This window comes from Janthinobacterium sp. BHSEK (assembly GCF_056174685.1).
In genome coordinates, this window is record NZ_JBWBYV010000030.1 from 141,961 (window position 1) to 153,889 (window position 11,929).

Here is an 11,929-nt window from a genome sequence, read left to right on the forward strand (position 1 = left end):
CCGCAAGTATAGCATTGACGCACAGAAATAGTTTCTTACGGCAATTTTAATTATTTTTTGATATTGATTTCCTGTTGCTTTTTTACATCAAGTCCCTCGTCCATAAGTACTATCACTTACATTCCGCCTTACTTTTTCCATTCGTGGCTGATAAAATACTAATGATAATCATTCGTATTAAACCATCGACCAGGGAATTGTATGCAGCAACGTCGCAAGCCAGGATGCAAACCGATCACCATCGCCGTACTGGGCGCCTTGACCTTCGGCGCCACGCCATTGGCGGCATGGGCGCAGGAAAGCATGCCCGCCGTCACCGTGACCGCGGCCAAGGACAAGGATGGCTATGTCGCCGCCACCTCCGCCAGCGGCACCAAGACGGAAATGGCCCTGCGCGACGTGCCGCAGACGATCAACGTGGTGCCGGCCGCCGTGATCCGCGACCAGAACGCCATGTCGATCCAGGACATCATGAAGAATATCCCCGGCGTGGGCCTGTCCACGGGCGACGGCCAGCGCGACCAGGTGTTCATCCGCGGTTTCACGGCCATCGGCGACCAGTTCGTCGACGGCTTCCGCGATGACGCCCTGTATTTCCGCGACCTGTCGAACGTCGAGCGCCTGGAAGTGATCAAGGGGCCGGCCGCCGTGCTGTACGGCCGTGGTTCCTCGGGCGGCCTGGTCAACCGCATCACCAAGAAGCCGGGTATCGATATCACGGACGTGGCTTTGAGCCTGACGAATACGGCAGGGCGCCGCGGCGAAGTCGATGTGGGCCGTGTCGGTGAGACGGTGGACTGGCGCGTCACGGGCGCGCGCGAATTGTCCGACAGCTACCGCGACCAGCAATTCATCAACCGCACGGCGCTGGCGCCTTCCTTGGCCATCCGCCTCTCAAACGCGACGAAACTGCTGCTGCAGGGCGACTACCTGGAAGACCGCCGCCTGACGGACTTCGGCATCCCTTCCTGGCACGGCCGTCCCGTCGCCGTCGATGCGGGCACCTATTATGGCGCCGCGAATGCCCGCGATGCGGATTTCAGCCAGTCGCGCGTGGTGTCCACGGCCGCCACCCTGACGCACAAGTTCAGCGATAGTTTGTCGCTGCGCAATGCCTTCCGCTACTACGACTATCACCTGGACCGCAACAACACGAATATTTCCGGCAACGTCAACGAAGTCAATGGCACGATGAGCCTAGGTCATGCCAAGCTGAACCGCGACGAGAGCGGCTGGTTCAACCAGACGGAACTGACGCAAAAGCTGGTCACGGGCAGCCTGCGCCACGAAGTGCTGTACGGCGCCGAGTTCGGCAAGCAGAACAAGGATGCCAGCAGCTGGGCCTCGACCGTGGTGGCGACGAATGTGTCGATCTTCCATCCCGTGCTGCCCGTGGTCGACCGGACCAAGCTGGGCGCGCGCGGCGATACCTTCGGCACCTATGATACGGCCGCCGCCTACGTGCAGGACGCCATCAGTTTCAGCGACGAGTGGAAGGCGCTGGCCGGCCTGCGCTATGACCGCTACAAGCAGCAGTCGCGCCTGGCCAATGCGCTAGGCGTGACGACGGCGGACCTGTCGCGCACGGATTCGGCCTACAGCCCCCGCGCCGGTCTCGTCTGGCAACCGGGCGCTGCGCAGTCGTACTACGCGTCGTGGAGCCGTTCGTTCCAGCCGAGCGGCGAGAACTTCGCCCTGGCCGCGAATAATGCCGACCTGGCGCCGGAAACCACGCGCAACACGGAGGTGGGCGCCAAGTACGATCTGTGGGGCGGCCGCGCCAACGCCACCGTGTCGCTGTTCCGCCTGGAGCGCGACAATATCAAGACCAGCGACCCGATCACCAACCGCATCGTGCCCGTCGGCACGCAGCGCACGGATGGCCTGGAGCTGACCTTCAATGCGGACTTGCACGATGGCTGGAAAATGATGGCCGGCTACGCTTACCTCGATGCCACCATCACCGATTCCATCGCCAAGGACAAGAGCGTCAATGTGCCAGGCAGCACCGTCGCCAGAGAAGTGCCGGTCAAGGGCAAGCGCGCCACCTTGACCGCGCGCAATACGGCCAACCTGTGGCTGACGAAAGACCTGGGCCACGGCTTCACGGTGGGCGGCGGCGCGAATGCCGTCGGCAGCCGTTTCGCCAATCCGGGCAACACGGTGGTCCTGCCCGGCTACGTGACGGCCGACGCCATGGCCGCTTACCGCACGGGCCGCTATGAAGTGCAGCTGAACGTCAACAATATCGGCGACACGCGCTACATCGTGTCGGGCCACGGTTCCAGCCCGAACCTGAGCTTGCCGGGCGCGCCGCGCAACGTGGCGTTGACCTTGCGCTACAGCCTGTAATTTTTGCCGTTCCCCGAAAGAACCCGCTCGCGAGCGGGTTTTTTCATGCCTGCCCATTTAGAGGAAGTGTTCGGTATGGATAAATTAATGTTGACTGTGGGCAATTTTTTCCGGCGGACTGAGCCTTGACTGGGTTTGAGGGGTAAAATACGCGTCATACGGCACAGGCATGGTGCTTATATCTTGGTGATATGACACTATCATGACGCCGTATGACTTTTTATTTACTCACATCATAGAGGTCTGATATGGTTCAGATATCCAGGCGCCAGTTCCTTCGGGTAACTGGCGCCACGATTGCTGGCTCCAGCCTCGCCTTGCTCGGTTTCGCGCCGGGGCAGGCGTTGGCAGAGGTACGGCAATACAAGCTGGCTCGCACGACCGAGACCCGCAATACCTGTCCTTACTGTTCCGTTGGCTGCGGCGTCCTGCTGTATGGCCTGGGCGATGGCGCGAAAAACGCCGTCTCCAGCATCATCCACGTGGAAGGCGATGCCGATCACCCGGTGAACCGCGGCACGCTGTGCCCGAAAGGCGCCAGCCTGGTCGACTTCATCCACAGCCCGAACCGCCTGAAAGTGCCCGAGTACCGCGCACCGGGCGGCACGGAATGGCAACCGATCTCCTGGGATGTGGCGCTCGACAAGATCGCGCGCCTGATGAAGGATGACCGCGACGCCAACCTGATCGAAAAGAATGCCGACGGCAAGACCGTCAACCGCTGGCTCTCCACCGGCATGCTGGCCGCGTCCGCCGGCAGCAACGAAGTCGGGTATCTGACCCACAAGACAGTGCGCAGCATGGGGATGCTGACCTTTGATAATCAGGCGCGTGTATGACACGGACCGACGGTGGCAGGTCTTGCCCCGACGTTTGGCCGTGGCGCGATGACGAATCATTGGGTCGATATCAAGAATGCCGACGTGATCCTGGTCATGGGCGGCAATGCAGCAGAAGCACATCCTTGCGGATTCAAATGGGTAACGGAAGCGAAGGCGCATAACAAGGCCAAGCTGATCGTTGTCGATCCGCGTTTTACCCGTACCGCATCCGTGGCAGATTACTACTGCGCCACGCGTACCGGCACGGACATCGTCTTCCTCGGCGCGATCATCAATTATCTGCTGACGAACGACAAGATCCAGCATGAGTACGTGCGCAACTACACGGACATGCCTTTCATCGTGCGCGAAGACTATGCGTTCGAAGACGGCCTGTTCTCTGGTTTCGACAAGGAAAAAGGCAAGTACACCAACAAGGCCACCTGGGATTACGAGATCGGCGACGACGGCTACGCCAAGGTCGACCCGACCCTGGAACACCCGCGCTGCGTCTACCAGATGATGAAGAAGCACTACGCGCGCTACACGACCGAAATGGTCGAGCGCACGTGCGGCGTGTCGGCCGACAAGTTCCACAAGGTGGCGGAAGCCCTGGCTTCGACCGCCGTGCCGGGACGCGCCGGGACCATCCTGTACGCGCTGGGCTGGACGCACCACTCGACGGGTGCGCAAACCATCCGCACGGGCGCCATGGTGCAGCTGTTGCTGGGCAATATGGGGATCGCGGGCGGCGGCATGAACGCCTTGCGCGGCCACTCGAACATCCAGGGCTTGACCGATCTGGGCCTGATGTCGAACCTGTTGCCAGGCTACATGACCCTGCCGAACGAGGGCGAGCAGGATTTCGACGGCTATATCGCCGCGCGCGCCACCAAGCCGCTGCGGCCGAATCAGCTCAGCTACTGGAGCAATTACCGTAAGTTCCACGTCAGCTTCATGAAGACGTGGTGGGGCGATTTCGCCACCGCGGACAATAACTACGCCTTCGACTATCTGCCGAAACTCGACAAGCCGTATGACTTGATGCAAGCCATCGAGAACATGCACCAAGGCAAGATGACGGGTTATATCTGCCAGGGCTTCAATGTGCTGGCGTCCGCGCCGAACAAGCAGAAGGTCACGGAAGCGCTGGCTAAGCTGAAGTTCCTCGTCATCATGGACCCGCTGGCCGTGGAAACGGGCGAATTCTGGAAGGCGCACGGGCAATACCACGAAGTCGATCCCACCAAGATCATGACGGAAGTGTTCCGCCTGCCAACGAGCTGCTTCGCCGAAGAACGCGGTTCGCTGGTGAGCTCTTCGCGCGTGCTGCAGTGGCACTGGCAGGCGGCCGAACCGCCGGGCCAGGCGCGCAGCGACCTGGAGATCATGTCCGGCCTGTTCCTGCGCATGCGCAGCATGTACAAGAAAGAGGGCGGCAAGTTCCCCGATCCTATCGTCAACCTGACGTGGAATTATGCGCAGCCGCATAACCCGCAGCCGGAAGAAATCGCCCGCGAATTCAACGGCAAGGCGCTGGCCGACTTGTACGATCCGAAAGATCCGACCAAGCTGCTGGTGAAGAAGGGCGAACAGCTGGCCTCGTTTGCGCAATTGCGCGACGACGGCACCACCACCAGCGGTTGCTGGATCTTCGCCGGCAGCTGGACGCAGGCGGGCAATCAGATGGGACGGCGCGACAACAGCGACCCGACCGGCATCGGCCAGACCCTGGGCTGGGCCTGGGCGTGGCCGGCGAACCGCCGCGTGCTGTACAACCGCGCCTCGTGCGACCTGAAGGGCAAGGCCTTCGATCCGACCCGCAAGTTGATCGAGTGGAATGGCACGAACTGGAGCGGGGCCGATATTCCCGACTTCAAGGTCGACGAACCGCCGGAAAACGGCATGGGGCCGTTCATCATGCTGGGCGAGGGCGTGGCGCGCTTCTTTGCGCGCGGCGCCATGGCCGAAGGGCCGTTCCCCGAGCATTACGAGCCGTTCGAAAATCCGCTGGGCTACAACCCCATGCATCCGAAAAACCCGCAGGCGACCAGCAATCCGGCCGCGCGCGTGTTCGCCGATGACCGCAAGCTGTTCGGCACGCATGAGGAATATCCGCATGTGGCCACCAGCTACCGTTTGACCGAGCATTTCCATTACTGGACCAAGCATGCGCGCCTGAACGCCATCATCCAGCCGCAGCAATTCGTCGAAATCGGCGAAGAGCTGGCCAAGAGCATCGGCGTGGTGGCTGGCGGCGAAGTGCGCGTCAGTTCCAAGCGGGGGCACATCATCGCCAAGGCCGTCGTCACCAAGCGCATCAAGGCCTTGATGATCGAAGGCAAGCCGGTGCATACCGTGGGCCTGCCGCTGCACTGGGGCTTTACGGGCGTGGCCAAGCCGGGGTATCTGATCAATACCCTGACGCCGGGCGTGGGGGATGCGAATTCGCAAACGCCGGAATTCAAGTCCTTCCTCGTGAAGGTGGAAAAAGCATGATGGGAGCTCAATAATGGCACTGCAATCCTTAGATATCCGGCGCCTGTCGGCCACCACGGTAACGCCGCCGCAAGGGCGCAGCCCGGTGACGGGCACCGTGGCCAAGCTGATCGATGTGTCGAAATGCATCGGCTGCAAGGCTTGCCAGACGGCGTGCATGGAATGGAACGACTTGCGGGACGAAGTCGGCGAAAACCATGGCACCTATGACAATCCGACGGACCTGACGCCGCAATCGTGGACGGTGATGCGTTTTGCCGAACACGAAAACAATGACGGCAACCTCGAGTGGCTGATCCGCAAGGATGGCTGTATGCACTGCGAGGACCCGGGCTGTCTGAAAGCCTGTCCGGCGCCGGGCGCCATCGTGCAGTACACGAACGGCATCGTGGATTTCCACCAGGAAAACTGCATCGGCTGCGGCTACTGCGTGGCCGGCTGTCCTTTCGACGTGCCCCGCATTTCGAAAAAGGACGACCGCGCCTACAAGTGCACCTTGTGCTCGGACCGCGTGGCCGTGGGCCAGGAACCGGCTTGCGTGAAGACCTGTCCGACGGGCGCCATCGTCTTCGGCACCAAGGAAGACATGAAGGTGCATGCGGAAGAGCGCATCGTCGACCTGAAGTCGCGCGGTTTCGAAAACGCGGGCCTGTACGATCCGCTGGGCGTGGGCGGCACGCACGTGATGTACGTGCTGCACCATGCCGACAAGCCGAAGCTGTATTCGAACTTGCCGGAACGCCCGCGCATCAGCCCGATGGTGGGCTTCTGGAAAGGCTGGTCCAAGCCGCTGGCGGTGGCCGGCATGGCCGCCACGGCGCTGGCAGGCTTCTTCCATTACACGCGTGTCGGTCCGAACGAAGTGAGCAAGGAAGAAGAGCACGAGGCTTTGGAAGAAGCCAGGCGCATCCGGGAGGAACATAATGAGCCACAGTGACCTGCATGATGGAAAGCTGCGCGACAAGGATGGCAATCCCTTGATCGAACGCTACAACCCGAACGAGCGCACGAATCACTGGGTGACGGCCATCACCTTCGTCATGCTGGCCTTGTCCGGCCTGGCCATGTTCCATCCCTCGATGGCGTGGCTGGCGAACCTGTTCGGCGGCGGGCAATGGACGCGCATTTTGCATCCGTTTGCCGGCCTGGTGATGTTCGTCTCGTTCGCGATCCTCGTGGTGCGCTTCTGGCACCACAACAAGTTCGAGGACGGCGACAAGCAGTGGCTGAAACAGATGGATGACGTGCTCAACAACCGCGAGGACAAGCTTCCGAAGATCGGCAAATACAATGCCGGCCAGAAGATCCTGTTCTTCGTGCTGCTGTTCTGCATGGTGGGCTTGCTGCTGTCGGGCATCGTGATCTGGCGCGCGTATTTCGCGTTCTATTTCCCGATCGGCGTGGTGCGCTTTGCCGCCTTGCTGCATGCCGGTTGCGCATTCGGCATCATCTGCGCCATCATCGTGCACATCTACGCGGCGATCTGGGTCAAGGGCTCGGTCGGCGCCATGGTGCGCGGCACCGTCACCTATGGCTGGGCGCGCAAGCACCATCCGAAGTGGTTTGAGGCCGTGATCCGTCATACGGAAAAATAGGCGGAAGCGATTTACCTCCGCACTAAATGCTGGGGTCAGACCCGCCGGGTCTGACCCCTGTTTTCTTTTGCGGCTTGCTATGACTGTATCGATTAAAATACTTTTACATCCCCTTTTTTGATGGGAACTCCATTGGTACAACGTATTCTTCAGCCAGGCGAAATCGAAGGCCTGGACCACAACGCGATTCCGCGCCTGCTGCTGCCGCAGCCAGTCAGCCTGTTTACGGCGCGTGCCTTGCGCTTGCGCGAACTGGCGCAGGGCAATATCAAGGGCATCCCCGTCGACGCGGGCATGCAGGGCTATCTGGTGCTGATGGCCGCGCTGGCCGATGCGCAGGCCGCCGTGGTGGGAAAACTGGCGCCCGGCGCCGTGCCTGCCGCCGACCCCGATGCGCTGCGCCGTGCCATCGCCCACCGCATGCCGGTGTTGCCCGTCAGCGGCGCCCGTCCGCCCGTCTGGCGCGACATCTTTGCCAGCCTGCTCGATGAACTGGCCGCCACGGCGGCACGCCAGCCGGCCCTGTCCGGCGGCCTGACGCAGGTGCTGGCGCAACTGCGCGCGCTCGACGCGCCAGCGCTGGACGCCTGCGCCGATGCCGTGCTCGATGAAAACGGCGACAACCTCAATCCCATGCACGCGCCGTTCGTCGCGGCCGCCCTGCAAATCCTGTGGTCGGTGTCGGCCAGCGAACTGCGCGCCGCGCGCGTGCCGGACCTGGAAACGGGCACCCTGTGCCCCGTCTGCGGCTCGCACCCCGTCGCCAGCGTGATCCGCATCGGCGGCCAGTCGCAGGGCTACCGCTACCTGCATTGCGGCATCTGCGAAAGCGAATGGCATATGGTGCGCGTGAAGTGCTCGACCTGCGAACAGAATGGCAAGATCGCCTACCAGGGTCTCGATGCGGCCGACGCCGCGCCGTTCGACCCCGTGGCGGCGAAGGACGACAAGTTACCCAACAAGGCGAATGACCCGAAGAAGGTGGCGCGCGCGGAAACCTGCGACGATTGCCATACCTATCGAAAAGTCTTCAACCAGGAACACGATTACAACGTCGAACCGCTGGCCGACGATCTGGCCAGCCTGATGCTCGACCTGCTGGTGGGCGAAGCGGGCTACCAGCGCGCCAGCGGCAATCCGCTGCTGTGGCTGGGGAAGGGCGAAAGCGGCGAGGGCCAGCAAGCATGACGACGGGGCAGACCGTGCGCCTGCCGTCGGTGGACCGCATCCTGGGCGACGCGGCTTGCCTTGAGCTGATCGCCGCATACGGCCGCGCGCAGACCCTGGCCTGCGCGCGCTCCGTGCTGGCCGACCTGCGCACGGCCATGCTCGCCGGTGCAGTCTGCGAAGAGGGCGCGTCAATCGCCGCCATCGTCGCGCAGGTGGACGAACGGCTGCAATCGCAAGCGCACCCGCGGCTGCGCCCCGTGTTCAACCTGACGGGCACCGTGCTGCACACGAACCTGGGCCGCGCGCTGCTGCCCGACGCCGCCGTGCACGCCGTGGTCGAGGCGCTGCAGTGGCCGATGAACCTGGAATTCGACCTGGAAACGGGCAAGCGCGGCGACCGCGACGACCTGGTCGAGGAACTGCTGCGCGAACTGACGGGGGCCGAAGCGGCCACCATCGTCAACAACAACGCGGCCGCCGTGCTGCTGATGCTGAACACTTTGGCGCAGAACAAGGAAGTGATCGTCTCGCGCGGCGAACTGGTGGAAATCGGCGGCGCCTTCCGCATCCCCGACGTGATGACGCGCGCGGGCGCCGTGCTGTGCGAAGTGGGCAGCACCAACCGCACGCACCTGGCCGATTACGCGGACGCGATCAACGCGCATACCAGCCTGCTGATGAAGGTCCATTGCAGCAATTACGCGATCACGGGTTTCACGAAAAGCGTGGAACTCGACGAACTGGTGCCGCTGGCGGCGCAACACGCGATTCCTACGGCCGTGGACCTGGGCAGCGGTACCCTCGTCGACCTGGCGCAATACGGCTTGCCGCATGAAACGACGGTGCGCGAAACCATCGCGGCGGGCGCCGACCTGGTGACCTTCAGCGGCGACAAATTGCTCGGTGGCCCCCAATGCGGCGTCATCGTCGGGCGCGCCGACCTGATCGCGCAAATCAAGCGCAATCCCTTGAAACGCGCACTGAGGGTGGGCAAGCTCACCCTGGCGGCCCTGGCCCCCGTGCTGCAGCTGTACCGCGCGCCGGACCTGCTGGCCGAACGCCTGACCACCTTGCGCCTCTTGACGCGCCCCGCGGCCGCCATGCGCGCGCAGGCGCAAACCCTGCTGCCGCAGTTGCAAGGCGTGCTCGGTGTCGCCTATGTGGTCACGGCCGAAGCCATGCAAAGCCAGATCGGCAGCGGCGCCTTGCCCGTCGATCAGCTGCCCAGCTTTGGCCTGGCCATCCGCAGCGCCCCCGGCTCGCGCCTGAGCAACCCATTGGGTGTGCTGGAACAGCGCCTGCGCGCCTTGCCTTGCCCCGTGATCGGCCGCATCGGCCAGGACACGCTGTGGCTCGATTTGCGCTGCCTGGAAGCGGCGCACGAGACGGCCTTCATTGCGCAGCTGGCCGGGTTGTCCGCATGATCGTCGGCACTGCAGGCCATATCGACCATGGCAAGACGACCCTCACGCGCGCGCTGACGGGCGTGCACACGGACCGGCTGAAGGAAGAGCAGGCGCGCGGCATCTCGATTGAACTCGGCTACGCCTATCTGCCGCTGGCGGACGGCACGGTGCTGGGCGTGATCGACGTGCCGGGCCACGAAAAATTCATCCGCACCATGGCGTCCGGCGTGACGGGCATTGACTTCGCCCTGCTGGTGGTGGCGGCCGACGATGGCATCATGCCGCAGACGCACGAGCACCTGGCCATCTTGCAGCTGCTGGGCGTGACGCGCGGCGCCGTGGCATTGACCAAGATCGACCGCGCAGACAGCGCCCGCGTGGCGCAGGTGGAGGCGGACATCGAGGCGCTGCTGGCCGGCACGCCGCTGGCCGGCAGCCCGATCTTCCCCACCGCCGCCAACCGCGACAGCGATGCGGGCGTGGCGGCCTTGCTGGCGCACCTGACGCTGGTGGCGCGCAGCCTGCCGCAACGCGACGAGCGGCGCTTGTTCCGCCTGGGCGTGGACCGCGTGTTCACCTTGTCGGGGCAGGGCACCATCGTCACCGGCACGGCGCTGGCGGGACGCGCACAGGTGGGCGACATGCTGCAGCTGGCGCCCGGCGGCGCGCCGGCGCGCGTGCGCAGCATCCATGCGCAGAACCGCGCGGCCGAGACGGGCATGGCGGGCCAGCGCCTGGCGCTGAACCTGGCCGGCATCGACCGCGAACGCATCGAACGGGGTAACTGGATCGTCGCGCCGGCACTGGCGCAGTGCTCCGAGCGCCTCGACGTGGAACTGACCCTGCTGCCCGACGCCGGCGTGCAGCTGAAAGCCTGGTCGCCGCTGCACGTACACCTGGGCGCCGCGCACCAGCTGGCGCGCGCCGTCATGCTCGATGGCGAAACCCTGTCGCCGGGCCAGACGGGCAGGGTACAGCTGGTGTTCGAGGCGCCCATGCACGGCGTGCCGGGCGACCGTTTCGTGGTGCGCAATGCGCAGGCGACGCAGACGGTGGGCGGCGGCATGGTGCTCGACCCGTTCGGCCCCGCGCGCAAGCGCCGCAGCCCGGCGCGCCTGGCCTGGCTCGATGCCTTGGCCGCGTTTGTGGCGCAGGGCGACTATGCGGCCCTGCTGGCGCAAAGCCCGCTGGGGCTGCGCGAGTCGCTGCTGGTGCGGCTGTCGCTGCTGCCGGCGGACGCCATCGCGCTGCCGCCAGACACGCGGCGCATTGCCCTGCGCGGCGACGACGCCCTGCTGCTGGCGCCAGCAGCCTTGCTGGCGCTGCAAGAGCGGGTGCTGGCCGCCCTGGCGGTCTTCCATGCGCGCGCCCCCGACGAGGCGGGGCCGGAACTGTGGCGTTTGAAACGCATCGTCGACGCGGAGATGGAAGACGCCTTGTGGAGCCACCTGATCGAAGGCTTGCTGGCGCAGGGCGGCATCCTGGCGCGCGGCGCCAGTCTGCACTTGCCGACGCACAGCGTGGAACTCACGCCGCAGGAGCAGGCGCTGGCCGAGCCCTTGCTGGCCGCGCTGGAGCAGGGGCGTGCCGATCCGCCCTGGACGCGCGACCTGGCGCGCGACCTCGGCCTGGCCGAGGACGACACGCGCCGGCTCTTGCGCAAACTGGCCAAGGCAGGGCAGATCAGCCAGGTGGTGCACGACCTGTTTTATCACCAGGCGGCGCTGGCCGGGCTGGCGCAGCTGGTGCGGGAACTGGCGCGCCAGGCGGAAGAGGATGCCGGTTTGCCAGCCGGCAATGGCGCCGTGGGCGCGGCCACTTTCCGCGATGCCAGCGGCCTGGGCCGCAAGCGGGCGATCCAGGTTCTGGAGTTCTTCGACCGCGTCGGTTATACTCGCCGTGTTGGCAATGGGCATTTGTTGCGTCCGCAAGCATTGTGGTCCTACACCGCAGCCTTGCCCAACGACTAGCTCAGGCACCGCGGAAAGCACACTCATCCGGTGATGTGGCCGGGCTTCAAACCCGGTGGAGGGCGTCAGACGTTCTCCCGTAGGTTCGACTCCTACTGTTTTCCGCCACTTGTCTT

7 protein-coding genes and 1 tRNA gene are annotated in these 11,929 nt (G+C 64.1%); all 8 read left to right on the forward strand.

Annotated features, from left to right (window positions below; genetic code table 11):
* The first annotated feature begins 201 nt into the window (after positions 1-201).
* The 8 genes from AC0V2Y_RS12220 (at position 202) to AC0V2Y_RS12255 (ending at position 11,921) form a co-directional block, all read left to right on the forward strand.
* Positions 202-2,352: a TonB-dependent receptor gene (locus tag AC0V2Y_RS12220; protein ID WP_475415313.1), complete on the forward strand. Its 2,151-nt coding sequence runs from the start codon at positions 202-204 to the stop codon at positions 2,350-2,352.
* Between the two features lie 248 nt (positions 2,353-2,600).
* Positions 2,601-5,672, forward strand: coding sequence for a formate dehydrogenase-N subunit alpha (gene fdnG / locus AC0V2Y_RS12225; RefSeq protein ID WP_475415314.1), 3,072 nt, complete (start codon positions 2,601-2,603; stop codon positions 5,670-5,672).
* A gap of 13 nt (positions 5,673-5,685) precedes the next feature.
* Positions 5,686-6,609 carry a formate dehydrogenase subunit beta gene (fdxH, locus tag AC0V2Y_RS12230; protein WP_475415315.1) on the forward strand — a complete coding sequence of 308 codons (924 nt, stop codon included), beginning with the start codon at positions 5,686-5,688 and terminating at the stop codon, positions 6,607-6,609.
* Positions 6,596-7,267 carry a formate dehydrogenase subunit gamma gene (locus AC0V2Y_RS12235; RefSeq protein WP_475415316.1) on the forward strand — a complete coding sequence of 224 codons (672 nt, stop codon included), beginning with the start codon at positions 6,596-6,598 and terminating at the stop codon, positions 7,265-7,267. Before fdxH ends, AC0V2Y_RS12235 begins: the two co-directional genes overlap by 14 nt.
* A 120-nt stretch (positions 7,268-7,387) precedes the next feature.
* Complete coding sequence (gene fdhE / locus AC0V2Y_RS12240) at positions 7,388-8,455, forward strand: formate dehydrogenase accessory protein FdhE (protein ID WP_475415317.1); 1,068 nt, start codon at positions 7,388-7,390, stop codon at positions 8,453-8,455.
* Positions 8,452-9,861, forward strand: coding sequence for an L-seryl-tRNA(Sec) selenium transferase (selA, locus tag AC0V2Y_RS12245; RefSeq protein ID WP_475415318.1), 1,410 nt, complete (start codon positions 8,452-8,454; stop codon positions 9,859-9,861). The genes fdhE and selA overlap by 4 nt, the downstream gene beginning before the upstream one ends.
* Positions 9,858-11,813, forward strand: coding sequence for a selenocysteine-specific translation elongation factor (selB, locus tag AC0V2Y_RS12250; protein ID WP_475415319.1), 1,956 nt, complete (start codon positions 9,858-9,860; stop codon positions 11,811-11,813). The genes selA and selB overlap by 4 nt, the downstream gene beginning before the upstream one ends.
* A 12-nt stretch (positions 11,814-11,825) precedes the next feature.
* Positions 11,826-11,921 (forward strand) — tRNA-Sec (locus tag AC0V2Y_RS12255).
* The last annotated feature ends 8 nt before the right edge of the window (positions 11,922-11,929 follow it).

Bases quoted from the DNA above. Each gene is read 5' to 3' on its own strand.
- fdhE (WP_475415317.1), top strand. From the start codon at position 7,388: ATGGGAACTCCATTGGTACAACGTATTCTTCAGCCAGGCGAAATCGAA.
- AC0V2Y_RS12220 (WP_475415313.1), top strand. From the start codon at position 202: ATGCAGCAACGTCGCAAGCCAGGATGCAAACCGATCACCATCGCCGTA.
- selB (WP_475415319.1), top strand. From the start codon at position 9,858: ATGATCGTCGGCACTGCAGGCCATATCGACCATGGCAAGACGACCCTC.
- selA (WP_475415318.1), top strand. From the start codon at position 8,452: ATGACGACGGGGCAGACCGTGCGCCTGCCGTCGGTGGACCGCATCCTG.
- fdxH (WP_475415315.1), top strand. From the start codon at position 5,686: ATGGCACTGCAATCCTTAGATATCCGGCGCCTGTCGGCCACCACGGTA.
- AC0V2Y_RS12235 (WP_475415316.1), top strand. From the start codon at position 6,596: ATGAGCCACAGTGACCTGCATGATGGAAAGCTGCGCGACAAGGATGGC.